Below are 25277 nucleotides of genomic sequence, written 5' to 3' on the forward strand. Positions count from 1 at the left end.
GCCGCACACCGGCTACTCGGCAAGCCCCAGTATCTGCACCGTGGTCTCACCGCGGTCGAGCCGGTCGATGATGCCCGCCTCGAACGCATCCCGCGCGCGTGCGGCGTCCAGGACCGTCGGCCAGGCGGCCGCGGGCACGGCAACAGCACCATCGCGGTCCGCGCGCACGATGTCGCCGTTGGTGATCGACGTTCCCGCGAAGCTCACCGTGGTGGCCACCTCGCCGGGTGTCACTTTCGCCGCGGCAGTGATCGCGAGACGGGTGGACCACACCGGCAGGTCGAGCCGGAGGAGCTCATCGATGTCGCGCACACCGCCATCGACGAGAATGCCCACGATGCCGCGACGCAGTGCGGCATTGACCAGCACATCGCCCACGTAACCGACAGCGACGTCTGCTCCGGCGACCACCAGCACGTCGCCCGGTCTGGCCTGCGCGACGGCGCGGTGCACCGCGAGGTTGTCTCCCGGCTGACACCGTGCCGTGAGTGCAGTTCCAAGCACTGCGGCCGCTCCAGCCCGGTGCAGCAATCCCCGGCTCTCACCTCGGCGTCCGTTCGCCTCGTACAGCGTGCTGACTCCGGGTACCTCCGACGGAGGGGGAAGCAGTCGGGCGATCTGCATCACCTCCACGCGTAGGCAGGGCAGGGGTTCGAAGAACGCAATACGCCTTGTGTCGGAAAGTGTTTCGATGACCTTCGGTGCGCCGATGAGGTGCGGCTGCCAGTCCGGACTCGCGAGAAAACAATCCAGATCATTGGTCTCGAGACTGACATGGGACCACCCTGTGGCCACGTCTGCGTCGGTGAAGATCGGCTGGACGAACAGGTTGACCGCCGTCTCGCCGATCTCCACCTGGAGATAGGCGGTGCCGTCGGCCCTGCCGTCCCCGACCACCCGTGATCCGATGGTGTCGCAGAAGAATGCGCGTGCCACCTCGAGGTCGGGGACCACGCCGCCAACATTGACGAGACGGAGGAAGGGTGTGCCTATCATCGGTTACTTGTTCTCCATGCTCTCTGGGTGCTCTGAGAAGTAGTGGGCGCGAAGCACATCGGTCGCGAAGTCAGTACGACGACTGCGCAGTGCGCTGTGGATGTGGTTCGCGGCGTTCTGGGTGTTGTCGAACTCGATGGAGATGGCCGCTGAATCGAAGCAGTAATACCGTCCCACGCCGTTCTGGGTGGATCCGGCCCACGCGAAGCGCAGGTCCGCGGGAAGCGCGTCGCCGGCTTGCCAACCGAAGACATCGCGATGGATGTCGGCGGGAAACCGGAGCACGTAGTGCTGCAGAAGCTCGGCAACGAGTTGTTGCCCGGCGGGTGCCAGAGTGGCCACGGCGAGCCCGCGTTGTGACGGCGCGCTCCTGCTGAACTCGACAAGACCGCCCGAGGGGTCGGCCACCGTGGCCATGTGGCCGGAAAGTCCCAGCTGTGCAAGGAAATCGAGTACATCTGCCCGATCCGCCGTTGCCGGATACAGATCGGCGGGCGGATCGGGCAGAGCCCGGTCATCCACCAGTGGGCGGTTACCCTGCAAGATGTCCGCCGGTGCGATGGTGTCGAACACCGCGTCCGAACGCTGTTGATCGGTGAAGGTGTCCAACAGCTCGATGGCGATCTCCTCCTCGCCGCGAAGAGGCTGGAAGCGATTGCGTCCGAGCGAGGGTGCGACGGCGGGGTTGACTCCGATGAAGTGGGGAGTGGCCGAGACCACGGTGCCGTTCTCGACGAAGGCATGCACCACGAGGTGGTGGCCGGCGAATTGCCAACCCCATTCCCGCGAAGCGGGATCGCCGTAGATCTTGACGTAGTAGAGCAGTGGATCGCGACTGCGACCGTGACCGGGGCGCCCCGGATACAGATCCATCCAGCCTTCCTCGTAGGCGAGGTAGTTCTCCAGGCCCATGATGTAGGTGGCCAGCGAGTAGCCCGCCTCGCTGAGTCCGCTGCGCAGAAGGCGAAGCGCCCGTTGCTGATCGGCCGGGTCCATGTCCACGAGCGGGAGTCCGTCCCGTTCCGCCGGTGTGAAGAACCAGACCGCGGTGCGGCGAGCCGATGCCGGGACGACGACGCGCGTCCGTTGTCCGGGAGGTAACGCCTGTAAGAACGCGGTGGCCTCGGACCTCATCCTGGCGACCGTCGATCCTGCCGTCATCTCTGTCCCTTCTGTTGCCGTCTAGCCCTGAGAGGTGCCGTACGAGCTGTAAGTAAACCAAAAGAAATCGATTTCATTCTGCGGTTCCTCCCCGTTGCGTCATCGCGAACCGTGTTACGGCATCTGAAAAGGCCTTACTGAGAGCCCTTATGGCCTTTGAAAAGTCATTCGGCGGTGTCCACCGCTTGACAAGGGCCGAGTGAGCTTAAACAATCGTGGCATGCGGAATGAAATCGATTGTACGGCTCGATGAGACTGTCGGCGACGGCCGTCATCTATCCGGAAGGCGCACTCGATGCTGCGCTCACCGACATCCACACCGCGGGGCTGGACGGCATCGAGCTGCAGGGCCATCACATCCGATGGCTGACCGCCGTACCGGCGCGCGTGGCGCAGTTCCGCCGTCGGCTCGAGGACACCCAACTGGTGGTGAGCGCACTCATGCTCGGTTACCTCTTCGACGACGCGTCACACGATGCTCACCTCGCCGTCCTGGACCTCGGCGCGGAACTCGGCAGCCGGGTGATACCGATCATGGCGCCCAGGCCCGGAATGGTCGAGCTACCCCGCTACTACGAACTACTCGAACAGATTGCTTCGCGTGCAGCGGATTCCGGTACAGTTCTGGCCGTCCACCACCATCTCGGCACCCTGATCAACACTCCCGAGCAGATCGATGCGTTTGTTTGCGCCATCGGTGGGCACACCGGCATCGGCCTGTGCCTCGATACCGCTCACTTGGCCCTGCACGGCACCGACATCGCCCCCGCGGTCGCGCGCTGGGCCCCATCTGTGACACACGCGCACGTGAAGGATCTCCGACCCGATGCGCGCATTGATGTGTGCACTGCTGGCGCCCGAGCAGCTCAACATGCCTTCCGGACACCGGGGGACGGGGTTCTCGATTTCGGCGGGGTGCTACCGGCGCTCCTGCGCTCCGATCCGCCACCCTGGCTCAGCGTCGAAATCGAAACCTTCCACCGCCCACCGCTCGAATCGCTGCGCACCGCCGCAGCCACTCTCAGAGGAGTCCCACGATGACTGTCCGAGCAGCACTCATCGGCCTAGGCTTCGCCACTCAGGAGCTCAAGCTCCCCGGGTATCTCGCCGAAGACAACGTCGACGTGGTCGCCATCGCCGATCCCGATCCGAAGGCGCGTGCGGCGGTGGCCGAGCGGCTCGGTCTGGGCAAGAGCCAGCAGTTCAGCTCTTACGAAGAGCTCATCGGCACAGCCGAAGTCGACTACGTGGATGTCTCGACCCCACACGCAACTCATCTCCCGATCTTCCGTCTGGCGGCGGCGTCGCAGGTATCGGTGGTGTGCGACAAGCCGATTGCCATGTCCATCGCCGAAGTTGACGAGATGATCGGCCTGGTCGAGCGTTCCGGGATCCGGGCCGGAGTGCACCACAACTTCATGCACTTCCCCTCGCACGCCGAAATGCTCAGGCAGGCGCGGGCGGGTGCGGTCGGTCGGGTGGAGTCGGTGTCGATGGGCGCCAATTCCATCTACGCCCCGGGGGTGCTGCCCGGTGACACCGGGTGGAGGGCCACGGCACGGTTTGCCGGCGGCGGCATCCTGATGGATTACGGCATCCACCTGCTCTACCTCTCACTCAACCTGCTGGGTGAGGATTTTGTGCCCAGGACCGTCACCGCCCGTGCCGACAAACGGCGGATCCGCGAGGACGCCGACGTCGAGGACACGGTGATGGTCCACGTCGAGGGAACCGACGGACGCACCGCCACCCTGACATTGATGTGGGGAACGGGAACCAGCGGACACACCCTGGTCGACGGATCCGAGGGCAGTATGGTGATCCACCACGCCAGCGGTCACTCAGCCCAGCACAACGTCGCCGACGAGATCCGCGTGGTGCGAACCCGCGACGACGCAGGTACCACTGTCCCGATAGAGTGGGAGCGGCTTCCCCTCACCTGGTACTACGGCGGTTCGATCGCGTCGTTCGCGCAATACGTGCAGACCGGAACACCCACGGGTGTGGCGACGTTGGACACAGCCCGCACCACCGTGTCGCTGGCACTGTCCGCCTACGAATCGATCGCCCTGGACCGTCCGGTAGAGGTCCCACTGGCGCCGTCCTCGCCGCTCTACAGCCTGGGCATCGTGGGGATCCGTGATCTGCCCATTGCCGCGGGCAACGTCATCCTCACCCGAGACCTGTACAGGCGGTGTGAGAAGGCACCGGGGGACCCGGCATGACCGGTGGGGGCGCGCCGTCGGTAGGTTCCGGTGCCGGCGGTTCGCCGAAGCACGGCGCGAAGGTCGAGATCGAGGGCCTGAAGAAGAGCTATGACGGAAACCATTGGGCAGTCCAGGACCTCGATCTGGTTATCGAGCCCGGCGAGTTCGTCACCATCCTGGGCCCCAGCGGTTCGGGCAAGACGACTGCCCTGATGATGCTTGCCGGGTTCGAGACCCCCACCGCCGGCTCGATCCGGCTCAACGGCACCGCGGTCGATCGGCTGCCCGCCTACAAACGCAACATCGGCATGGTTTTCCAGAGCTACGCGCTGTTCCCGACCATGAGCGTCGAGGACAACATCGCCTACCCCCTCAAGATGCGCAAGATCCCCAAGGCCGAACGCACCCGCCTGGTCGACGCCTCCCTGGAACTGGTTCAGCTGCAACAACACCGGCGAAAACGGCCCAACCAACTCTCCGGCGGCCAGCAGCAGCGCGTCGCCCTGGCTCGGGCGACGGTGTTCACGCCCGGCCTGTTGCTCATGGATGAGCCCCTCGGGGCACTCGATCGCAAACTGCGCCAGACCATGCAGAACGAGATCGCCAACATCCACCGCACCCTCGGTGTCAGTGTCGTCTCGGTGACCCATGACCAGGAGGAGGCGCTGAGTCTCTCCGATCGGGTGCTCATCATGGCCGAGGGGCGCATGCAGCAGCTGGGCACGCCGGTCGAGATCTATGAGAAACCAGCCAATGCGTTTGTCGCCGACTTCATGGGTGAGGCGAATGTCCTGGCGGTCAGCGGCAGTCGTTTGGCTGAATCAGCAATCCGGACAGTGGGACCGGGCGGCACCGCCCACCTCAACGGTGCCGCACAAGCCAGCGTGCGCCCGGAGATGATTCTCCTGCAAGCGGATCCCGCGGGTGAGGGCATCATAGACAGCGTCACCTATTGTGGCAGCACCGTCCGCTACGAGGTGGTGCTCCCCAGCCGGGAACGCGTGGTCGCGCGTCGGCAAGCCAGTCCCGAGATCACCCAGTTCTCGCGCCGGGACCGGGTTTCGCTGAGCGTCACCGCCGACGCCATCGTCGCGTTGGCGGACTGAGGTGGGCAGCGTGAATCTGGCCACCGTCGCACGCGGAGGTGACGCGGGCTCGCCGCAGCGCCAGCGTCCCAACCGGCGGCACCTCGGTCTCCTGCCGCTGCTGGTGTTCTATGCGGCGCTGCTGGTGTATCCGATGTGCCTGGTGGCCTCGCGTGCCTTCACCAGCGCCGACACGGGCGCGTTCACACTGGAGAATTTCACCAGGCTCGTCACCGAGCCGGTGTTTCGCAACGTCATCGTCGACACGCTGCGCGTCGCCACCATCACCACGGTGTGCTGTGTCGTCCTGGGTTACACAGTGGCCTACGTGATCTGCCACCTCGGGCCCATGGGCCGGTTCCTGGAGGCACTGGTGATCATTCCGCTGATGACCAGCGTCCTGGTACGCGCCTTCGTGTGGATCGCACTGCTGGAAGATCGCGGGATCGTCAACACGACGTTGATGAAAATAGGCATCACAGATGCGCCAATAACGTTGGTGTACAACGAAACCGGCGTCCTCATCGGAATGGTCCACGTGATGCTGCCGTTCACCATCATTCCGATGATTGCGGTGTTCCGTTCGATCGACCCACGTTTAGCTCAGGCATCCGAATCGTTGGGCGCCAACCCGTGGTCCACATTCTGGCGGGTATACCTGCCACTGAGCATGCCGGGCGTCGCCGCCGGCGGCGCACTGTGTTTCGTACTCTCCCTGGGCTTCTTCACCACTCCGGCGATGCTGGGCGGTGGGCAGACGATGCTGCTCGCCCAGTTGATCGACGTGCAGATCCAGCGACTGCTGCAGCTCAACCAGGCCAGCGCTCTGGCGCTGAGTCTTGTCGTCTTGGCACTGATCGTCTGGCTGCTGGTCACGGCACTGCGTCGAGTGCGCCGACTGACTGGAACGGACCGTGCACAGTGACGCCCTTCAGAATCGGTCGCGTACTTTTGATCGCCTTCGCCTTCGCGGTGCTGATCTTCCTGTTCGCCCCGACCGTGCTGGTGTTCGGGATGGCCTTCAACGCCGCTCCCGACCTTTCGTTTCCGCCGAGCGGGTTCTCACTGCAATGGTTCGAGAGCTATTTCTCCAATCGCGCGTGGATGGAGGCGACCACTCGCAGCGCGATCATCGGCGTCAGTGCGACGGTGTTGTCGGTGTTCATCGGCACGGCCGCCGGGATAGGACTCGCCAAGACCCGTGGACGGGCGTTCGCCGTGATGAGTGCCGTCATCGGCCTGCCACTGGTGCTGCCCGCAATCGTCCTCGGACTGGCGCTCTTCGACTTGTATTCACGCCTGCAGGTGGTCGGCAATATGTTCGCGGTGATCCTGGCTCACACGCTGCTGGGTATTCCCTACGTCTTCGTCAACGTGATCGCGAGCTTCACGAAGTTCGATTTCCGCCTGGAGCAGGCCGCGCAGGGACTCGGCGCGCACCCGCGACGATCGTTGGTCGACGTGACTCTGCCGGGAATCATGCCGGGGATCGTGGCCGGAGGCTTCTTCGCGTTCATCGCGAGCTGGGACGAGCTGGCGGTCACCATGCTGATCGCGGGGACCGACACCCGAACGCTCCCAGTGGTGATGTTCAGTGGTATCAGGTTCAACGTCGATCCCACCATTGCCGCGGTGGCGGCGGTGCTCACGGCGGTGGTGCTCGTCATGGCCGTCCTGCGAACACTCCTGGAACGCCGGCTCCAACGCGGCATTCGCCAGTGAAAACAGTTGTATCCCAGTCTTACTCAGACCCGGTATGTGACCGGCTGACCAACGAAAGGAAATGACGTGAAGGTCCACAAGATGGTTGCGGTCTCGTCGGTGGCGCTTCTGGCGGTCGTCGGCTGCTCCTCGGCAACCCAGGAGGGGAATGGTTCAGCAGGCACCGGTACGCAACCGGAATCTATTGTGGTCGCCGGTTACGGCGGCACCTTCTCCGATGCGCAGCGTGTTGCCTACTACGAACCCTTCACCACCGAGACCGGTATCGGCATCGTCGAAGCCGAGACCAGTATCGCAGCACTGCAGTCTCAGGTGGACACGGGCAACGTCCAATGGGACGTCATGGTGTTGTCGACCACCGACCTGGCGCAGGGGACGGCGAATGACCTCTTCGAGAGTGTCGATGGTGTGGTGGATCCGGCGAACTTCGTCACAGACACCGTGACCGATTACGGTATCGGGCTGGACTTCTCCTCGAACGTGCTCGCGTGGAACACCGAGAAGATCGGCTCTGCGGCTCCGCAGTCCTGGAGTGACTTCTGGGATTTCGACAAGTTCCCCGGCAAGCGCGCGGTTCCGTCGTGGGGCCCTGATGCCCAGTTGTTCGAATTCGCCTTGCTCGCTGATGGTGTCGCGATGGACAGCCTCTATCCACTCGACGTCGACCGCGCGCTGCGCAAGCTCGAGGAGCTGCGCGACGACATGATCGTCTACGACTCCAACGCTCAGGGACTCCAGCTGGTCACCGGGGGACAGGCCGACATGGCCCTTCTGCCCAACGGGCGGGTGGAGCTCGCTGCCAGGTCCAGCATGCCGATCGACTTCACGTTCAACGAAGGTGCGTTGGTGGTGGACTGGGCCGCCATTCCGAAGGGCGCACCGAATGCCGACGCGGCGAAGGAGTTCCTGCGCTTCGCGACCGAGGTTCCCCAGCAGCAGGCCTTCCTCGCCCAGATCCCCTACTCCGGAACCAACACCGGTTCACTGGAGGGGCTGTCGCCGTCGGTTCTGCGCACACTGCCCACCAACGAAGAGGCGATGGCGGTGCAGTTCCGTCCCGATGCAGCGTATTACGCAGAGCACGGTTCTGAACTGGTCACGGCCTGGCAGGGTTTCCTCTACGGCTAGGCGCGGCTGATAATCTTCCCCCCATTCGTACATTCTCGACTACGCATCCAGCGCTCCAGAGTGACAAGATGTTTCCCTTTCCCGAGTTACGGAACAAACCGTGAAGCCTCCCACCATCTATTCCATCGCTGAAGAGTTGGGTCTTTCGCCGGCCACCGTCTCGCGGTCCCTGAATGGTTCGCCGAGGGTGACCGAGAAGACCCGTGACCGGGTGCTGCGCGCGGCGGAGAACCAGGGGTACATCCGCAACCAGCAGGCGCGTGCGCTGCGGCAGACCAGTACGCGGATGATCGGTCTGCTGGTTCCCGATCTGACCTCAGAAGTGTTCAACGTGCTGGCATCGTGCATCCAGCTCGAGCTGCACGAGCGAGGTTATGGCCTGATCATCGGGCAGTCGCTCAATCAGGCCGAGCTCGACCGGAACTACCTGCAGGCATTCCAGAGTCAGAAGGTCGACGGCATCCTCCATGCACCGTGCACACCACACGGCGTCGACGACACCTTTGCCACAGTCCCTGTTCCCGTTGTCGAGATCATCCGCGAGAGCGACGGACAGCCCAGAGACTCGTTCTGCAATGCCGATATCAACGACGCCGTGCTCCTCACCTCGTACTTGGCCCGCCGCGGCTATGAGGAGATCTTCGTCGTGCTCGGCCCGCAGGAGTTCAGCAGCGCACGACTGCGCGGTGAGGGAGCGGGCAGAGTCACCGCCGCTCACCCAGGCGTGGCAGTGCATCTCTGCCACGGGCCTTTCACCGAAGAGTGGGGCTACCAGGTCGGAGCACAGGTGGCGGCCGCGAGTCAGACCGGCAGCGCTCGGGTCGGTATTGCCGTGACCAGCAATACCTTCATGGCCGGTGTTCTCGGTGCGTTGAAGGATCGTGGTGTCAGGGCGCCGAAGGACGTCGGAATCGTGGGGATGGAAGATCCGAACTGGTACCGGGTCGCGGATCCGCCGATCACCGCGGTGGCCGGGCCGACCTGGGAGCTCGGAAAACAGGCGAGCCGTAAGCTGCTCGAGCTCATTGAAGATGGCCAGGGCGCTGGACCGGTCACACGCACCGAACTGCATGGCGTCCTGCGTGAGCGCGAGTCGACGATGTGACTGCGTGATGGAACCACAGAGTTACTGAACGTCGACCGGCGCAACTGAATTCGGGATGGAGTGCTTACTCGGCCGACTGTGCAGCCTTCACCAAAGCTACCGTCGCAGCACGCATTTCACTCACGGCATTCAGGCGCTGCGGGTATCCGACTCGCGTGTAGGCGACCCCGCGTGGCGTCGTCACCTTGAGATCCAAGCCGTACCGATCAGCCCCGGTGCACAACGCGGCCGTCGCATCGGGGAACCCGCCGAGCGCCTGGGCCATCACGGCAAGGGAATCGGCATGGTCGGCATTCAGATGCGCGATGGCGCCGGAAGCTTCCAGTGTCACCGGATCCGGTTCAGCCGCAGCGTAGTCCGAGCCGACAGCCGAATCCATCCGACCGTATCCGCCGACCCAGCGGACACGATTGACCCGCAGCACCCACAAGGCGAAGTCGCTGTAGTCGATGTAGTACTTGGCGGCAGGCACGGCGGCCACATGTGCGGCGCGGGCAGCCTGCAACTCTGCACCGACCGGGTGCTCCACGACACCGGCCAGCGTGATGCGGGCATTGGCCAGCGGATCGGTATCGGTGGCGGGGGCGACGACGGCGATGCTGGCGCGCGGATCCCCGGCGAGGTTGCGACCGTGCTCGGCCATGTGCGACACACACAGCACGGGGGAGCCGTCGTCGAGCAGGCCGTAGGTCACCAGCGAGGCCCACGGGTCGCCGTCACCGGTGAGTGACGCGAGAATCCCGGTGTTGGTCGAGGCGGCGATGGTGCGGGCCTCTTCGGCGGCCGACGGCCGCACAGGATTGACGGCTTCGGTCAGCGGTGCAGGAATGGACGGCGCATCACCGGGATCGCCGTGGTCACGGTTCGCCACGGCTCAGACTGTACGCCCCAGCCAGGACAACACGGGTGGTGCAACAGTCTCGACAGCCGACTCGGCGATGATCCAGTGCGGCAATCCCGGGTGGACCTGGTGCTGGGCGTTGTACCGAGCCGCGATCCGCCGCGAAATCCATTGCGCGACATTGCGATCTGATCCGGCGCTGACATTCAACACCGGGCAGGTGACATCCGAAGCTTTCACGTGAGTGGCAGGCACCCCCAGTGACATCTCCCGGAACACCCGGCCCGAATCTCGCACCAGCCGCGGCAACAGCAGATCCTGCTCGGCGCGAGACAGCGTGGAAAGCGGCACCGACCGTATGGTCGACTCCGACGGGAAGAACGGCCGCCCCCGCAGAATCGACGGCATCAACGGCGCCAGATGGTGCAACACCGACGCCCGCGGGATCAACGGCCCAGGCGGGATCGATGCCAACAACACCAGCGCGGCAGGGGAGCGGGCGGCGGCCACCTTCTGCCCCAGCAACCCGCCGAGGCTGTGGCCGATCACGATCGCCGGCCCATCCAGCGCGTCATACGCAGACAGCGCAACGGCATAACAGTCGTCGATGCCGGTACGCGCCAACACGGTGTCATCGGAAGGATCGCGGCCGGGCAGCGCAGGCGCATGGCAGGTGTAACCGGCAGCGGTGAAGTAGTCGATCCACGGACCCCACAGCGACGGGCGGCCGAAGAAACTGTGCAGGAACAGGATCTTTGGGCGGGATGCTGGGAGAGGGTCCGGGTTGCCCATGAAAGCCAGTATGCCCGCGACGGGCAAACAGATTATCGGGAATCAGACAACGCCTGATGTGCGGCGTTGTATCCCGGAATGAAGGTGATGCCGGGCCCGCCGTGGCAACCAGCGCCACCCAGGTACAACCCGGCGACAGGCAAGGGCTGATCGACGTAACCCGTCGGCCCGGGCCGGTTGATCCCGATCTGATCGGAGTGCAGCAGCCCATGGCAGTAGTCGCCGCCGGGCGCGCCGAACATGGTGCCCATGTGCTTGGGGGTGAAGGTGGTGTGCCGGATGATCTGCTGCTCGAATCCCGGGGCAATTCGACTGATCTTGTCGATCACCGCCTGCCCCATCGCGGCTTTCGCTGCTCCGTAGTCGCCGGTCAATGGGAACCACAACGCGAATGCCGACGCCGCATGCTTGCCGTCAGGGGCCAGCGAGGGGTCGTGCACCGACGGTATTTGCAGGGCGATCGCCGGATCGGTCGGCACCACGCCGTGGCGACTGGCTTCCCATTGCTCCTGCAGCTCCTCGGGCGTACTGAACAGCCCGATGGCCGACTGCATTGCCGGGTCGTTCAACACCTCATACGGCTCGGCGAACTCCGGGATGCCGTCCAGGGCGAAATGCATCTGTAGATAACTGCCGCGATGGTCGATGCGCGAGTAACGCTCCCGATCGGGAACAGAAGCCAACGCCACCGTGAGGTCGGGGGCGAGCGAAGAGATGACCACGGGAGCGGAAAGAACCGAGCCGTCCTGCAACGTCACACCGGACGCCCGCCCGTCGGAAACCAGGATTTCGGTGACCTGACTGCGCAACCGCACTTCACCACCGGCGGACTCGAACAACGACTGCAAATGTGACGTCAGCGCACCGATACCGCCGCGCAGCTTCTTCATCAGCGCGGCATTGGCGTCGGGAACCGCCAGCCCGTAGGCCAAGGCCGCGGCCGACCCGGGCGTCTGCGGCCCGCGATAGGTGGTGTTGACAGCCAGGAACGCCAGCATGCCGCGCAGTGCGCCGTGCTTCTCCTTGTCCGGTAGGTAGCGGTCCAGGACGTCCGACACCGACGCGAACAACATGTCGGTGATGGCTGATCGCTCCGCTTCCGACGTGGCGCAGGCGTACATCTGGTCGAAGGTCTTGGGTGGTGCGCCGGCGTCGAACCGACCCAGTGCGCGGGTGGGTGCCAGGCTCCACGCCATCAGTTGCGCCATTCCCATGACGGCCTCGGAGCCGTGCACGTCATTCAGGTGGTTCATCAACTGCATGGGGTCGGTGTAGTAGACGACGGGCGCGTCGCCTACGCCGCGCAGCGACACCGACATGACGTCGACATCCACGGTTGGCAGCGTGTCCAGGCCCAGTTCCTCGCTGACGGTCAGCGAGGTGGGGAACTGCAGGGACCCGGCGATCTCGAACTGATACCCGTCAAACAGCTCGACGGTCGAGGCCATGCCGCCGGCGTAGCGCTTGGCGTCCAGGCAGACGGTGCGCAGCCCGGCCTGGGCGAGGATGGCCGCGGACGTCAGTCCGTTGTGCCCGGCGCCGATGACGATCGCATCAAAATCTGGCATGGCGAACCCTCCACCGACGAAAGTTTTGTCAATTATGACGAAACTAGGTCGCGAACGATGCCGGATTCGAGAGATGAGAGCGCGGTCTGGCACAGCCGGGTCAATTCCGTCAGAGTTCGGTCATCCCCGACCATCCACACCTCCATCGCCCCGAACACCGCCGCGGCGATACACCGGGCGGCCACAGTGAGATGCAGGCGGTGATCGGGCGACGACACCCCCCGCCGGGTGCGATAGAGGTGCGACTCGACCGAAACCGCAAAATCAGCCTCCACCTGCCGGATGTTGCGGACTATGCGCTCAGTGTCCAGCTCGTTGGCGCGTAGTCCGGCGATCTTGGTGACAGCCTCCGCGTCGTATGGGAAGGCTTCGATGGCGGCGGTGACGGCGGCCAGTACCGGCTCATCGGCGGGCCGGGCCGCCAGTGCGGCACGAAACCACTGCAGGCCCGCGTCGAAGTCCGCGAACAGCAAGTCATGCTTCGAGGTGAAGTGCCGGTAGAACGTCCGCAGCGACACGCCAGCGTCGGCGGCAATCTGTTCCGCCGATGTCGCTTCGACGCCCTGTGCCAGGAATCTGACCAGCGCCGCTTGCCGTAACGCTTCCCTGGTGCGTCCACTGCGCACTGTTTGTGCAGGTCGAACCATTTCGGTCACGCTACCGCAGCCTGATGCGACGACACATTTGCCGAAACTTCGATTTAATTGTGGGTCGCGTAAGTGGCCCTCTATCAGTTAGCGTCCACTATCGCCAGCTGGGAGTCACCTGTAGCCTGCCCAGCAGGGGAGTCGTGTGTGAATACGAAGACGTCTGATGCGTCACGAGCACAGATTGGCTGGAAATCAACAGATGAAACTCGTTCAAAAGCTTCGCGGGAAGTGGGCCCGTCGCCTCGGCGTCGCCGCAGTGGCATCGGCCACATTGCCCGGACTGCTGGGTGTCACCGGCGTGGCTCCGACCGCGGGAGCCTTCTCCCGCCCGGGTCTGCCGGTCGAGTACCTCATGGTGCCGTCGCCCTCGATGGGCAAGGACATCAAGGTCCAGTTCCAGAGCGGCGGCCCTGACTCTCCGGCGGTCTACCTGCTGGACGGCCTGCGTGCCCAGGAGGACTTCAACGGCTGGGACATCAACACCCAGGCTTTCGAGTGGTACCTGGACTCCGGCCTGTCGATTGTGATGCCCGTCGGCGGTCAGTCGAGCTTCTACTCCGACTGGTACGCCCCGGCCAAGAACAAGGGACCCACTCAGACCTACAAGTGGGAGACCTTCCTGACCTCGGAGCTGCCGAGCTGGCTGTCTGCCAACCGTCAGGTGCGCGCCACCAACAACGCCGCGATCGGTCTGTCGATGGCCGGTTCGGCATCGCTGATCCTGTCGGTGTATCACCCGAACCAGTTCAGCTACGCCAGCTCCATGTCGGGCTTCTTGAACCCGTCCGAGGGCTGGTGGCCGTTCCTGATCAACATCTCGATGGGTGACGCGGGCGGCTTCAGCGCCAACGACATGTGGGGCCGCACCGAGGACCCGAACAGCGCCTGGAAGCGCAACGATCCCATGGTGCAGATCCCGCAGATCGTCGCCAACGGCACCCGCATCTGGATCTACTGCGGCAACGGCCAGCCCAACGAACTCGGCGGCGGTGACCTGCCCGCCACCTTCCTGGAGGGGCTGACCATCCGCACCAACGAGACCTTCCGCGACAACTACATCGCGGCCGGTGGCAACAACGGCGTCTTCAACTTCCCGAACAACGGCACGCACAACTGGGCGTACTGGGGCCGGGAACTGCAGGCCATGAAGCCGGATCTGCAGGCACACCTGCTCGGCTGAACGCATAACGGCGAAGTCCCCCAACTGTCACAGTTGGGGGATTTCGTCATTTTCGGGGCCGTCCGCCGGTTACGTTCACTCAGGCGCCGTCCGGTGGCTACCGGGGCGTCACGGGAAAGTCGAATGTCCACCGGAAGGTTCGGCCCATGAACTTGTCGTCCCAGCGCCTGCTCGGCGTTTTCGCCGCCGCCACTCTGACTCTCGGTCTGGCGGCCTGCGCGCCGCCGGCCGAGAAGGAAAGTACGGGGGAGCAGTCCGAGTCCGGCGTCAATGCCGCCGAAGCCACCTCGGCCGCCGACTTCGGCGGGTTGGAGGCCCTGGTCGAAGCCGCCAAAGCCGAAGGCGAACTGAACGTCATCGCGCTGCCGCCGGACTGGGCCAACTACGGCGCCATCATCGAGGCGTTCGGCGAGAAGTACGGCATCAAGGTCAACTCCGCGCAGCCCGACGCCTCCAGCCAGGAGGAGATCAACGCCGCCAACCAGCAGAAGGGACGCAGCACCGCACCCGACGTCTTCGACCTCGGCCAGTCGGTGGCCCTGGCCAACACGGCGATGTTCGCGCCCTACAAGGTGCAGACGTGGGAGGACATCGCCGACGAGAACAAGGATGCCGACGGCCTCTGGGTCAACGACTACGGCGGCTACATGTCCATCGGCTTCGACTCGGCCAAGGTGCCGCCGGTGACCGGCGTCGACGACCTGCTCAAGCCCGAATACGCCGGCAAGGTGGCGCTCAACGGCGACCCGACGCAGGCCGGCGCCGCGTTCTCCGGCGTCGTCATGGTCGCGGTGTCCCAGGGCGGATCCGCCGACGACATCGCACCTGGCGTCGAGTTCTTCCGAAAGCTGAAGGAGGCAGGCAACTTCTTGCCCGTGGATCCGACGCCGGCCACCATCGAGTCCGGCCAGACCCCGGTGGTGATCGACTGGAACTACCTCAACGAGGCCGAGGCCAAGAAGCTGCCGAGTTGGCAGACCGTGGTTCCGGACAACGCTGCCGTGGCCGGTTATTACTACCAGGCCATCAACAAAGAGGCTCCGCATCCCGCCGCGGCCCGGTTGTGGCAGGAGTTCCTCTACAGCGACGAGGGGCAGAAGCTCTACGCCGAGGACGGTGTGCGCCCGGTGCGGGCGGACGCGCTGATCGATTCGGGTGTGCAGATCGCCCAGATCGACGGGCCCACCACGATCCTGACTCAGGAGCAGACGGACGCGGCATCGAAGTACCTGGCAGAGAACTGGGCTGCGGCGATTGGTTAAGCGCTTTCGCGACTCGCTACCACTGCTGCCGTTCTTCGTCTTCGTCGGGATCTTCCTGATCGTCCCGACGGTGACGGTGATCGTCAACGCGTTCATCGGCGAACAGGGCTTCACCTTCGACCTGGTGGCCGCTCTGTTCTCCAAGACCGCGCTGACGGCGCTGTGGCGAAGCCTGCTGCTCTCGGCCAGCACCGCACTGCTGGGCGCGGTGCTGGGGGCGGTGCTGGCGTGGCTGATCCTGGCCCGGCCCGCGACGTCGATGTTCCGCCGGGCGACGCTGGCGCTGTGCAGCGTGCTGGCCCAGTTCGGTGGTGTGGCACTGGCATTCGCGTTCCTGGCGACCATCGGGCTCAACGGCGTATTGACCGTGTGGGCGGTGGATCTGCTGGGAATCAACCTGGCGCAGGGCGGCTGGCTCTACGGGCTACCGGGGTTGACCCTGGTGTACACGTACTTCCAGATTCCGCTGATGGTCATCGTGTTCCTTCCCGCACTCGAGGGGTTGCGGGAACAGTGGCGCGAGGCAGCCGTCAGTCTGGGGGCGACCACCTGGCAATACTGGCGGGAAGTGGCGTTGCCGCTGCTGACCCCCGCGTTCTTGGGGGCGGCACTGTTGCTGTTCGCCAACGCTTTTGCCGCCTATGCCACCGCCGCGGCGTTGGTGAGCCAGGGCAGCCCGATCCTGCCGTTGTTGATCAGGGCGGCGCTGACCAGTGAGGTGGTGCTGGGCCAGTCCGGCTTCGCCTATGCGTTGGCGCTGGAGATGATCGTGGTGGTGGCGGTGGTGATGATCGCCTACAACCTGCTGGTGCGACGCACGAGTCGGTGGCTGCGATGACGCGGGCGGTACGCGGTGCGCTGTGGGTATTGTTCGGGTTGTTCTTCTTGTTCCCGCTCTACGCCATGGCCGACTTCTCGACACGGAACCTGTTGGGCGAAGGGCGAACTCTGCAGGCGTGGATCAACTTGGTTGAGGACGACGCATTGTTCGACTCGATCATCACGTCGCTGCTGCTCTCCGTGCTGACGGTCGCGGTAATGCTGGTGCTGTTGCTGCCGACGATGATCTGGGTGCGATTGAAGGCGCCGTGGGCCAGTGGCCTGGTGGAGTTCTTGTGCCTGCTGCCGTTGACGATTCCCGCATTGGTGATCGTGGTGGGCCTGCGCAACGTGTATCTGTGGGTGACGTACTTCCTGGGGGAATCGGCGCTGACGTTGACGTTCGTGTACGTGGTGGTGGTGCTGCCGTTCGCCTACCGGGCACTTGACGGCGCGTTGTCCGCCATTGACCTGCAGACACTTTCGGAAGCATCCCGCTCGCTGGGAGCCGGCTGGCTGACCACCATCGCCAGGGTGATCGTGCCCAACGTGTGGTCCGGGGTGCTGGCGGCGGCGTTCATCTCGATCGCGGTGGTGCTGGGCGAGTTCACCATCGCCTCGTTGACCGGGTACAACACCCTGCAGGTGCAGATCGTCACTATCGGCAAAGCCGACGGGCCCACGTCGGTGGCGGCGTCACTGGCTGTGCTGCTGTTCGGGTTTGTTCTGCTGCTGGGATTGTCACTGTTCGGACGGAAGAAGAGGGCATGAGCACCGGCCTGGCTGTTGAACTCAAGAACCTGACCCGGGCCTACGGGGCGGTGAAGGCGCTCGACGGGCTGAGCCTGTACCTGCAGCCCGGCGAGATGGTGGCGCTGTTGGGCCCGTCGGGCTGCGGCAAGACCACCGCGCTGCGCATCCTGGCCGGTCTGGACGAGCCCACCACCGGCACCGTCGAGGTCGGCGGCAAGGACATCACCCGGGTGCCCGCCAACAAGCGCGACATGGGCATGGTGTTCCAGGCCTACAGCCTGTTCCCACACCTGACCGTCGTCGACAACATCGCGTTCGGGCTCAAGCTACGTGGAAAAGGCAAGCAGCAGAGGGTCTCTCGGGCCCGCGACATGCTGGACCTGGTAGGTCTGTCCGAGCACGCCGAGAAGTACGCCAACCAGCTCTCCGGCGGCCAGCAGCAGCGGGTGGCCCTGGCCCGGGCTCTGGCCATCGAGCCGCGGGTGCTGCTGCTCGACGAACCGCTCTCGGCGCTGGATGCCAAGGTGCGGGTGCAGCTGCGCGACGAGATTCGCCGTGTGCAGCTCGAAGTCGGCACCACCACCCTGTTCGTCACCCACGATCAGGAGGAGGCGCTGGCGGTCGCGGACCGGGTGGGCGTGATGAGTCGCGGCAAGCTGGAGCAGATCGACTCTCCGGCTCAGCTCTACACCAACCCGGCCAGCCCGTTCGTCGCCGAGTTCGTCGGCCTCAACAACAAGGTCCCCGCGCAGGTGGGGCACGGCACCGCGACCGTGCTGGGCAGCTCCATGCCGGCACTGCCAGGCTCGGTGGGTGGCAGCGGTGTGGCCATGGTGCGCCCCGAGGCTGTCACGGTCGACGCCGACCCCGCGGGCACGTCGAACATCGCGGCAGTCGCGTTCCTGGGGCCGGTGTCGCGGGTGAGCGCCACCTTGGCCGACGGCACCCTCGTCGTCGCACAGATGCCCAGCGCCCGCGCACAGCAGTTCAGCCCGGGGGATCGGGTGCGGGTCGGGGTGTCGTCGGTGCCGGTGTTGGTGGTGGCGGGCTAGCTCCCAGAAAGCTGACTGAGCCCGGAGTGCTCGTAGAACTCATGGATGTGGCGGGTCACCGCGGCTGTCGCCTCCTGCGGCGCGCGGCGGGCGATGGCGTCCACCACCGCGTGGTGCTCGCTGCGCAGCTTGTCCAACAGCGTGGGCCAATCGGTGATTTGTGGAATCGAGGCCACCACATAGGTCTCGATGGAGCTGCGCAGCGATGTCATCATCTGCGCCACCACCGCGTTGCCGGACAGGGCGGCGATGGCCACGTGCAGTTCGGCATCCAGCCGCAGGAACTCGCGGACGTCGATATCGGGGACGTCCATCTTCTCGAGCAGCTCACGCACGTCGTCCAGCGGCGCATCGGCGAGGGCGGCGCGGGACACCGCCCATGATTCCAGCAGTACCCGCGTCTCCACCACCTGCGCCACGGGGAACGCGCGGGTGGCCACATGCAGTCGCAACGCGGCGTCCAGCGGGGCGGACGGTTCGGCGATCAGGATGGCGCCGGCCTCCTGGCCGGAGCCGACCGCGCGTCGCACCACACCCATGGCGGCCAGTACCTGCAGCGCTTCGCGGACTGATCCACGAGAGACCTTGAGCTGTTCGGCCAGGCCGCGCTCACCGGGCAGACGCATGCCGACCTGCAGGTCCCCGGCCTCGAGCTGCTGCTCGATGAAGCGCAAGACGATGTCGGTGGCACGCACCTTCGAACTGTACAAGCGCGGGGTGCCCGATTGAGTGGTGGGCGGTTCGGGTAGAAGGGTGTCATGGAGCTGCCCTTCGATGAGTGGCTGCCGAAACAACGCTGGTACGCCGGACGCAACCGCACGCTGGTCTCGGCGACGCCCGCGGCGGTGACGGCGCTGCGTGAGGACCTGGATCTGGTCCTGGTGGACGCCGTCTACGCCGACGGCCCGCAGGAGCGGTACCAGGTGCTGGTGGCCTGGGATGCGACCGTCACCAACGAGGCCGCGGTGATCGGCGTCGACGGCGCGCGCACGGGCTCCGACGCCTTGTTCGACCCGGCGGCCGCCGCTTTTGTCCTGTCGCTGATCGACGGCTCCGCACGCCGCGGCGAGGTGGGCTTCGAGCGTGAACCCAACGTGGTGCTGCCCACGGACGCCACCCCGCGGGTGTCGTCAGCCGAGCAGAGCAACACCAGTGTCATCTTCGGCAAGCAGGCCATGTTCAAAGCGTTTCGCCGGGTGAGCCCGGGCATCAACCCCGATATCGAGATCAACCGGGTGCTGGGCAGAGCAGGCAACAACAACGTCGCCAAACTGCTCGGTGCCTACGAAACGGTGTGGGACGGCCAACCCTGCCCGCTGGGCATGCTCACCGATTTTGCCGCCAATTCCACTGAGGGCTGGGACATGGCCACCGCCAGCTCACGGGCGCTGTACGCCGGTGAGCCGGGTGGTGACCTCGCGGCGGAAACCTATCGTCTGGGTGAGGCCGTGGCCTCCGTGCACAAAGCTCTGGCCGTCGAACTGGGCTCGGGCACAGCCGAATTCCCCGTCGAGACCGCGCTGGCCCGGCTGGCGTCAGCCACGTCGCAGGTGCCGCAGCTCGCCGAGTACGGACCTGCCATCGAAGCGCGGTTCCGCGCGCTGGCCGGCGTGCCGATGGTGGTTCAGCGTGTACATGGCGATCTGCACCTCGGTCAGGTGCTCCGCACCCCGGAGACCTGGCTGCTGATCGACTTCGAAGGCGAACCCGGTGCACCGCTGGAGGAACGACGCAAAGCGGATTCGCCCATCCGTGATGTGGCGGGCATGCTGCGCTCCTACGAGTACGCCGCCTACCAGCCGTTGGTGGGGACCGAGGTTGGGGTCGACGCGTTGGCGCAAGCGACGGCCTGGGTGGATGCCAACCGCACCGCGTTCTGCGACGGGTACGCCGCGGTCTCGGGAACCGACCCTCGCGCGGAGAAAGCTCTGCTGGCGGCGTATGAATTGGACAAGGCCGTCTACGAAGCGGCCTACGAATCGCGGTACCGGCCGGATTGGTTGCCGATCCCGCTTCGTTCCATCTCGCGTTTGGTGGTGTGATGCACGCTTCGGTCACTGTCCGCATGAACGCTCCCGCCGAGGAGATCTGGGACGTCGTCGCCGACGTCCGCAACACCCCTAAGTTCTCTCCCGAGGTGTTCGAGTCCGAATGGCTCGATGGCGCAACGGGCCCCGCGTTGGGTGCGAAGTTCCGGGGGCACGTCAAGCGCAACGAGATCGGCCCCGTGTACTGGACGACCTGCCGGGTGACAGCCTGTGAGCGGGGTCGCGAGTTCGGCTTCGAGGTGCTGGCAGGTGGCAAATCGGTGAACAACTGGCACTATGCCTTCGCTCCGGCAGCCGGTGGCGGTACCGATGTCACCGAGTCGTTCCGGATGACCGAGGGGCTACTGGCGACGGTGTTCGGCATCTTCGGCGGGCAGCTACGGACCCGGCGCAACAAGCGGGATATGACCACCACGCTGAACCGCATCAAAGACGTGGTTGAGGTCCGGTAGTCGGCAACTGCACGCTCACTACAGTGTCGACGCAAGTGATAGTCCTCAGCGGGCGGCTGTGCGGAGGCACCGTTCTATCCGCTCCAGGATTTGCTCCAGCAGGTCGGGTGTGGTCGCGAAGTTCAACCGTGCGAACGACGCGGTGTCCACGGCGGTGTGCTGACTGAAATCGGCGCCGGCACTGAGTTGAACTCCGCCGTCGAGGATGTGCTTGGCGGGATCCCGGAAAAGGGCAGTGCCGCTGAAATCCAACCAGGCCAGGTAGGTGGCCTCCGGCTCGCGGTATCGCAATCCGTGCTGGGTGGCGACCCACTCTGAGACGCGGGTTCGGTTGCGGTGCAACAAGTCAGCCATCTGCTTCTGCCAGGCGTCGCTGTCCCGCCAGGCAGCCACCGTTGCCTTCCGGCTCAGTACGCTCGGGGTGCCGAAGTAGTCCAGAGGTGCCCTGTCCAACGCCCGGGCGGTGGGCTGGTGCCCGACGTGGGCGACGGCGCAGCGGATACCGGCCAGGTTGAACGCCTTGGTGGCCGATGTGGCGGTGACGGTGAGTGCGGCGACGTCTGGTCCCAGGGATGCGAACGGGACGTGAGTGTACGGAGCGTACGTCAGATCGGAATGGATCTCGTCGGCGAACACCGGGATCTGTTGGGCACGGACGAGATCGGCGAGGGCTCGCAGTTCCTGAACGCGGAACACCCGACCGGTCGGGTTGTGTGGGTTGACCACGATCAGCAGGCGCGGTTTGTGCTGCGCCACTGCGTCCCGGTGTTGCTCGAGATCCAGTTCTCCGGATTCGCGCAAGCGCAGCGAAACGATGGTCCGTCCGGCCCGCTCGATGGCCGCCAGGAACGGTGGATAGGTTGGAACATGCAGTGCCACAGCATCACCAGGAGAGGTGGTCTGTTCGATGACCACCTGCAGCACCTGAATCAGGTCGCTGAACACCCGGGTGCGATCCGGCATCGGGGTCCAGCCGTAGCGTGTCATCATCCGATCTGTGAAAGCATTGACCACCGGGTCACCCTCGGGCCAGTGCGGATAGCCGAGGTCCTGCCGATCAAGGGTCTGCCGCAGTGCTGCCGACACCGCGGGCGGGATGCCCAGATCCATGTCTGCGACCCAGGCGGGCAGCACCGTCGGTGGCACAGCCGTCCACTTGGCGCCGTGCCCGTCGCGCAGCCGTTCCGGGTTCTCGGAGGGCTGACGGGCCAAGACGTCCCGCAGGGTCTCCATCTGCCCGTGGTGCTGGGCCAGTTCCTCGAAAACGTGCTGCAGCGCGGCGGCCTGCGTGAGTTCACGCGCCGGGCCCAGAAATTCGGCCGGCGGCTGTCGCAACAGGCAGGCCTCGGGTTCGGCGGCACCGACGTCGGTGTGCATGCGCATTCGGGTCTGGGCGCAGCGTCCCAGTAACTCGTCCACCGGCCCGCTGGCACTGAACTCGGCTTCGCGGTCGCGGTCCACCGGCCGGCCGCGGACAAAACCACCGACCCACGTGTCGACCACGGCCAGGCAGTGATGAAGCAGCGCGTAGGGGGTGTTGGCGCCGGGGTAGGCGTGCGCATTGGCCCGTTCGTCGCCCAACTCGGCCACGAGCGAGGCCATCCCGTCCAGGGCGCGGTCGGTGAAGTAGAGATAGTCGTCGCGTGTCAGCACGGCGGCGCTCCTTCGATAGTAACCAGCTGAACCGGTGACGAAGTTTGCCTGATCGAGCGTCACCGGTCAAGATGGTGATGTGGAGTTCGTCTTCGTGAGCGGAAACCTCGGGCTGGATCTCGCGGGCACTAGGAAATGGCGCCGCACCGAGCCCGAAGAACTGCTGCCCGACGCCGATGCGCTGGCCCGTTGGTTCGCCGAAACCGGAGAGATGCCGGCAGGTATCCGGGTGGATTCGGAGGTATTCGGCGCCGCGTTGATGCTGCGCGAGGCTATCTACCGACTGGCCGCCGCGCGAGTGTCGGGATCTCCCTTTGATGCCGATGACCTGGTATCTGTAAACCGCTGGGCCGTGCAGCCAGGCTTCGGTATAGAGCTGACCAGCGACGGCGTGACGCGCGCCGGGGGAGCGCGGGCAGCGTTGGCGGAGGTGGCCCGCTCTGCGGCCGTTGTACTCGCCGATGTCGATGCGCCCATGAAGGAGTGTGGTCGTCCCACCTGTACCCGCATCTATCTGGACCGGTCACGCGGCATGCGACGCACCTGGTGTGGCATGGACGAGTGCGGCAACAGAGTCAAGGCCGCGGCTTACCGCGCACGTAAGCGCGAGCGGGCTTAGAAGCTTTACTTCCCCGAAACGTCACCTGCTTGACAGGTGACGCTGTGCGTCCTGATGATCTTCCCGTCACCAGTTGAAGTGGTGACGTTACTGAACACGGAAGGTCACCCCATGGATCCCACCCTGCCCACGGCAGTTCACTCCCAACGGCTCACCACCGCGGAGGTCTCCGCCCGCCTGGAACGCCTGCCGTGGACGCGCTATCAACGCGGCCTGTTCCTGGTCATCGCGACCGCATGGTTGTTCGATTCGATCGACCTCGGTGCGTTGACATTCCTGCTGGCGCCGATCAGTCGTGAGTTCGGGCTCAGCGCGGCACAAGCAGGACTGGTGGGCAGCGCCACCTTCGCGGGCATGTTCATCGGCGCGGTGGGGGCCGGGCTGCTGGCCGACCGCTTCGGCCGGTTGGCGGTCTTCAAATACAGCATCATCGTGTGGGGCACCGCGAGCCTGTTGTTGGCGTGCTCCTGGGATTTCGCCAGCCTGGCATCCTTCCGCTTCCTGCTCGGCATCGGTATGGGCGCTGAATTTCCCGTTGCCGCAGCACTTCTCTCCGAGTTCGTGCCGTCGGCCAAACGCGGGCGCTACGTCGCGCTGATGGAGGGCACCTGGCCGGTGGGCTTCATCCTGGCCGGCGTGCTGTCGTTTGTCCTGCTCACCACCACCCTGGGCTGGCGCGGCTTTTTCGTCATGCAGTCGGTGTTGGCCATCGTCGCGTTGATCGTGCGGCGCAATCTGCCGGAGTCGCCGCGCTGGCTGGTCTCGCGCGGACGGCACGACGACGCCGCGGCGGTGCTCGACACCCTCGAACGTCGCACCGAACAGGCCCATGGCAAGTCGCTGCCAGAGCCCGTGGTTGTCCAGGTCGCAGAAAACGGTGAAAAGGCGGGATTGCGTGCGCTTTTCACTTCTGCATACCGCCGCCGTACCATTGCCAGCTGGGCCATGTGGTTCTGCCTGCTGGGCGGCTACTACGGTCTGACGACGTGGTTGGGCAAGCTGTTGGCCGACAGCGGTTTCGACATGGTGAAATCAGTCGGGTATATCGTGGTGATGGCGCTGTGGGGCATTCCGGGATTCCTCACGGCCGCATACTTGATCGAAGTGGTGGGCCGGAAAACGTGCCTGGTGGGCTTTACGCTGAGCTCGGCCGTCGCCGCCTTCGCCTACGGAAACGCCTCCGGTGTCACCGAACTGATCATCGCGGGGTCGTTCCTGCAGTTTTTCTTCTTCGGGATGTTCTCGTCGATCTTTGCCTACACCCCGGAGCTGTTCCCCACCCGTGCCCGCGCCATCGGGATGGGCAGTTCCACCGCGGCGGGCCGGCTGGGGTCGATATTCGGGCCCGTCGTGGTGCCGATGGTGATCGCCAGCAACGGCACTGCTGTCGTATTCACCTGCAGTGCAGTGTTGTTCGTCATCGGCTCGCTGATCGCTGTCTTCGCGTTGCCGGAGACGCGGCAGACGGTGTTGGAAGAGATATCGGCCTAGAAGATGGTCTCGGTGCAGTAGGTGCGCTCGGGCGACGGGTAGGGCCAGACGAACTGGTTGCCGACGTCCGGGCACATCTGCCTGTCGTGCACTTCGTAGCGCTGGTTCACCTGCACCAGCACACCACCGGCCGGATTGGGTTCTGCCGTCGCGCAATCGGCAAGTTGCAGGGCACCGAACGGAAGCTGCATCAGGTAGCAGTGTTCGGCCAACAGATTGGGCACCAGGCACAACCCGGCGGTGGCCTCGTCGGCCACGTCACGATCGAAGCGCTGGTATTCCGGCGTCGGGCACTCATCGCCGGCGGCGACGGTGGCGCCGACGACGTAGCTCGGGTCCTCGATGCACGAAGCCTTCCTCGCCTGAACGTGATTGGGCTCATCGGACGGCACCACCACGCAGTCGCCGACGGCGAAGGACCGGGCGTGTTCCTCGTCGAACGCGACGCGGGCGCGGTGTAGTGAACTGACGCCGACAACCGTCGCCGCCGCCACCATCACGGTGACAGCGACCGCAACGACGGAGCGCTCCTGGCGGCGTAGGCGTGGCGTCACGCAAAGAGAGTCGCAGACGTTTTCGCCCCTGTCTCGCGAACCCCTTTACCTCCGTTTTTGTGAAATTTCTGAACGACACGCCGGTAATTCACGAGAAAACTATCCGCTGGCTGCTGTTACGCGTGTGACAGAAGTTGAG

At 65.1% G+C, this 25277-nt stretch carries 25 protein-coding genes; 16 read left to right on the forward strand and 9 right to left on the reverse strand.

Going from position 1 to position 25277, the window contains the following annotated elements:
- Positions 1–12: 12 nt before the first annotated feature.
- Positions 13–954: a hypothetical protein gene (locus BVC93_RS14395; protein WP_192860324.1), complete on the reverse strand. Its 942-nt coding sequence runs from the start codon at positions 952–954 to the stop codon at positions 13–15.
- A 45-nt stretch (positions 955–999) separates the two neighbouring features.
- Positions 1000–2157, reverse strand: a complete 1158-nt coding sequence (locus tag BVC93_RS14400; RefSeq protein ID WP_083738061.1) for a DUF3500 domain-containing protein — start codon at positions 2155–2157, stop codon at positions 1000–1002.
- 249 nt (positions 2158–2406) lie between these two features.
- On the opposite strand from BVC93_RS14400, the gene BVC93_RS14405 reads away from it, so the two are divergent.
- The 7 genes from BVC93_RS14405 to BVC93_RS14435 all read left to right on the forward strand — a co-directional run bounded on the left by BVC93_RS14405 (position 2407) and on the right by BVC93_RS14435 (position 9404).
- Positions 2407–3198 (forward strand): sugar phosphate isomerase/epimerase family protein, encoded by a 792-nt coding sequence (locus BVC93_RS14405; protein ID WP_083738062.1) that lies wholly within the window; start codon positions 2407–2409, stop codon positions 3196–3198.
- Positions 3195–4382, forward strand: a complete 1188-nt coding sequence (locus BVC93_RS14410) for a Gfo/Idh/MocA family protein (protein WP_083738063.1) — start codon at positions 3195–3197, stop codon at positions 4380–4382. The genes BVC93_RS14405 and BVC93_RS14410 overlap by 4 nt, the downstream gene beginning before the upstream one ends.
- The gene (locus BVC93_RS14415) at positions 4379–5470 is read left to right on the forward strand and encodes an ABC transporter ATP-binding protein (protein WP_192860325.1); all 1092 of its coding nucleotides are present in this window, start codon (positions 4379–4381) and stop codon (positions 5468–5470) included. Before BVC93_RS14410 ends, BVC93_RS14415 begins: the two co-directional genes overlap by 4 nt.
- Positions 5471–5480: 10 nt before the next feature.
- Complete coding sequence (locus BVC93_RS14420; protein ID WP_157516921.1) at positions 5481–6374, forward strand: ABC transporter permease; 894 nt, start codon at positions 5481–5483, stop codon at positions 6372–6374.
- Complete coding sequence (locus tag BVC93_RS14425) at positions 6371–7171, forward strand: ABC transporter permease (RefSeq protein WP_083738065.1); 801 nt, start codon at positions 6371–6373, stop codon at positions 7169–7171. The genes BVC93_RS14420 and BVC93_RS14425 overlap by 4 nt, the downstream gene beginning before the upstream one ends.
- Positions 7172–7237: 66 nt before the next feature.
- Positions 7238–8299 (forward strand): ABC transporter substrate-binding protein, encoded by a 1062-nt coding sequence (locus BVC93_RS14430; RefSeq protein WP_083738066.1) that lies wholly within the window; start codon positions 7238–7240, stop codon positions 8297–8299.
- A gap of 100 nt (positions 8300–8399) precedes the next feature.
- Complete coding sequence (locus tag BVC93_RS14435) at positions 8400–9404, forward strand: LacI family DNA-binding transcriptional regulator (RefSeq protein ID WP_083738067.1); 1005 nt, start codon at positions 8400–8402, stop codon at positions 9402–9404.
- A gap of 64 nt (positions 9405–9468) precedes the next feature.
- On the opposite strand, the gene BVC93_RS14440 is transcribed toward BVC93_RS14435, so the two are convergent.
- Genes BVC93_RS14440 through BVC93_RS14455 form a run of 4 tightly spaced genes read right to left on the reverse strand, consistent with a single transcriptional unit; the run spans position 9469 to position 13252 of the window.
- Positions 9469–10275, reverse strand: a complete 807-nt coding sequence (locus BVC93_RS14440) for a HugZ family pyridoxamine 5'-phosphate oxidase (protein ID WP_083738068.1) — start codon at positions 10273–10275, stop codon at positions 9469–9471.
- A gap of 3 nt (positions 10276–10278) precedes the next feature.
- A complete protein-coding gene (locus tag BVC93_RS14445) occupies positions 10279–11037 on the reverse strand; it encodes an alpha/beta hydrolase (protein WP_083738069.1) in 759 nt (252 codons plus the stop codon).
- Between the two features lie 32 nt (positions 11038–11069).
- Complete coding sequence (locus BVC93_RS14450; protein WP_083738070.1) at positions 11070–12605, reverse strand: phytoene desaturase family protein; 1536 nt, start codon at positions 12603–12605, stop codon at positions 11070–11072.
- Positions 12606–12637: 32 nt separating this feature from the next.
- The gene (locus BVC93_RS14455; protein ID WP_083738071.1) at positions 12638–13252 is read right to left on the reverse strand and encodes a TetR family transcriptional regulator; all 615 of its coding nucleotides are present in this window, start codon (positions 13250–13252) and stop codon (positions 12638–12640) included.
- Between the two features lie 202 nt (positions 13253–13454).
- On the opposite strand from BVC93_RS14455, the gene BVC93_RS14460 reads away from it, so the two are divergent.
- The 5 genes from BVC93_RS14460 to BVC93_RS14480 all read left to right on the forward strand — a co-directional run bounded on the left by BVC93_RS14460 (position 13455) and on the right by BVC93_RS14480 (position 18321).
- Positions 13455–14435, forward strand: a complete 981-nt coding sequence (locus BVC93_RS14460) for an esterase family protein (RefSeq protein WP_083738072.1) — start codon at positions 13455–13457, stop codon at positions 14433–14435.
- 146 nt (positions 14436–14581) lie between these two features.
- Entirely contained in the window at positions 14582–15697 is a 1116-nt protein-coding gene (locus BVC93_RS14465; protein ID WP_083738073.1) for an ABC transporter substrate-binding protein, read from the forward strand.
- A complete protein-coding gene (locus BVC93_RS14470) occupies positions 15690–16535 on the forward strand; it encodes an ABC transporter permease (RefSeq protein ID WP_083738074.1) in 846 nt (281 codons plus the stop codon). Before BVC93_RS14465 ends, BVC93_RS14470 begins: the two co-directional genes overlap by 8 nt.
- A complete protein-coding gene (locus BVC93_RS14475) occupies positions 16532–17287 on the forward strand; it encodes an ABC transporter permease (protein ID WP_083738075.1) in 756 nt (251 codons plus the stop codon). The genes BVC93_RS14470 and BVC93_RS14475 overlap by 4 nt, the downstream gene beginning before the upstream one ends.
- Entirely contained in the window at positions 17284–18321 is a 1038-nt protein-coding gene (locus BVC93_RS14480) for an ABC transporter ATP-binding protein (protein WP_083738076.1), read from the forward strand. Before BVC93_RS14475 ends, BVC93_RS14480 begins: the two co-directional genes overlap by 4 nt.
- On the opposite strand, the gene BVC93_RS14485 is transcribed toward BVC93_RS14480, so the two are convergent.
- Entirely contained in the window at positions 18318–19016 is a 699-nt protein-coding gene (locus BVC93_RS14485; RefSeq protein WP_083738077.1) for a FadR/GntR family transcriptional regulator, read from the reverse strand. The genes BVC93_RS14480 and BVC93_RS14485 overlap by 4 nt on opposite strands.
- Before the next feature lie 63 nt (positions 19017–19079).
- Here BVC93_RS14485 and BVC93_RS14490 point away from each other — a divergent pair, with 63 nt between their 5' ends.
- Both BVC93_RS14490 and BVC93_RS14495 read left to right on the forward strand, forming a co-directional pair.
- Complete coding sequence (locus tag BVC93_RS14490; protein ID WP_083738078.1) at positions 19080–20363, forward strand: maltokinase N-terminal cap-like domain-containing protein; 1284 nt, start codon at positions 19080–19082, stop codon at positions 20361–20363.
- Positions 20363–20821, forward strand: a complete 459-nt coding sequence (locus BVC93_RS14495; protein WP_083738079.1) for an SRPBCC family protein — start codon at positions 20363–20365, stop codon at positions 20819–20821. The genes BVC93_RS14490 and BVC93_RS14495 overlap by 1 nt, the downstream gene beginning before the upstream one ends.
- Positions 20822–20866: 45 nt before the next feature.
- Here the strand turns inward: BVC93_RS14495 and BVC93_RS14500 are convergent, their stop codons facing one another.
- The gene (locus BVC93_RS14500) at positions 20867–22474 is read right to left on the reverse strand and encodes an aminotransferase class I/II-fold pyridoxal phosphate-dependent enzyme (protein ID WP_236950363.1); all 1608 of its coding nucleotides are present in this window, start codon (positions 22472–22474) and stop codon (positions 20867–20869) included.
- A 79-nt stretch (positions 22475–22553) separates the two neighbouring features.
- Here BVC93_RS14500 and BVC93_RS14510 point away from each other — a divergent pair, with 79 nt between their 5' ends.
- Positions 22554–23093 carry a CGNR zinc finger domain-containing protein gene (locus BVC93_RS14510; RefSeq protein WP_157516923.1) on the forward strand — a complete coding sequence of 180 codons (540 nt, stop codon included), beginning with the start codon at positions 22554–22556 and terminating at the stop codon, positions 23091–23093.
- A gap of 111 nt (positions 23094–23204) precedes the next feature.
- The gene (locus BVC93_RS14515; RefSeq protein ID WP_083738080.1) at positions 23205–24584 is read left to right on the forward strand and encodes an MFS transporter; all 1380 of its coding nucleotides are present in this window, start codon (positions 23205–23207) and stop codon (positions 24582–24584) included.
- On the opposite strand, the gene BVC93_RS14520 is transcribed toward BVC93_RS14515, so the two are convergent.
- The gene (locus BVC93_RS14520; RefSeq protein ID WP_236950364.1) at positions 24581–25138 is read right to left on the reverse strand and encodes a hypothetical protein; all 558 of its coding nucleotides are present in this window, start codon (positions 25136–25138) and stop codon (positions 24581–24583) included. The genes BVC93_RS14515 and BVC93_RS14520 overlap by 4 nt on opposite strands.
- Between the last annotated feature and the right edge of the window lie 139 nt (positions 25139–25277).

The sequence above is a fragment of the Mycobacterium sp. MS1601 genome (genome assembly GCF_001984215.1).
In the GTDB taxonomy this organism is placed as follows: Bacteria; Actinomycetota; Actinomycetes; order Mycobacteriales; family Mycobacteriaceae; genus Mycobacterium.

Coding starts and splice junctions, on each gene's coding strand:
- BVC93_RS14410 (WP_083738063.1), top strand. CDS start 3,195: ATGACTGTCCGAGCAGCACTCATCGGCCTAGGCTTCGCCACTCAGGAG.
- BVC93_RS14400 (WP_083738061.1), bottom strand. CDS start 2,157: ATGACGGCAGGATCGACGGTCGCCAGGATGAGGTCCGAGGCCACCGCG.
- BVC93_RS14490 (WP_083738078.1), top strand. CDS start 19,080: ATGGAGCTGCCCTTCGATGAGTGGCTGCCGAAACAACGCTGGTACGCC.
- BVC93_RS14495 (WP_083738079.1), top strand. CDS start 20,363: ATGCACGCTTCGGTCACTGTCCGCATGAACGCTCCCGCCGAGGAGATC.
- BVC93_RS14480 (WP_083738076.1), top strand. CDS start 17,284: ATGAGCACCGGCCTGGCTGTTGAACTCAAGAACCTGACCCGGGCCTAC.
- BVC93_RS14465 (WP_083738073.1), top strand. CDS start 14,582: ATGAACTTGTCGTCCCAGCGCCTGCTCGGCGTTTTCGCCGCCGCCACT.
- BVC93_RS14415 (WP_192860325.1), top strand. CDS start 4,379: ATGACCGGTGGGGGCGCGCCGTCGGTAGGTTCCGGTGCCGGCGGTTCG.
- BVC93_RS14460 (WP_083738072.1), top strand. CDS start 13,455: ATGAAACTCGTTCAAAAGCTTCGCGGGAAGTGGGCCCGTCGCCTCGGC.
- BVC93_RS14455 (WP_083738071.1), bottom strand. CDS start 13,252: ATGGTTCGACCTGCACAAACAGTGCGCAGTGGACGCACCAGGGAAGCG.
- BVC93_RS14445 (WP_083738069.1), bottom strand. CDS start 11,037: ATGGGCAACCCGGACCCTCTCCCAGCATCCCGCCCAAAGATCCTGTTC.
- BVC93_RS14450 (WP_083738070.1), bottom strand. CDS start 12,605: ATGCCAGATTTTGATGCGATCGTCATCGGCGCCGGGCACAACGGACTG.
- BVC93_RS14405 (WP_083738062.1), top strand. CDS start 2,407: ATGAGACTGTCGGCGACGGCCGTCATCTATCCGGAAGGCGCACTCGAT.
- BVC93_RS14475 (WP_083738075.1), top strand. CDS start 16,532: ATGACGCGGGCGGTACGCGGTGCGCTGTGGGTATTGTTCGGGTTGTTC.
- BVC93_RS14515 (WP_083738080.1), top strand. CDS start 23,205: ATGGATCCCACCCTGCCCACGGCAGTTCACTCCCAACGGCTCACCACC.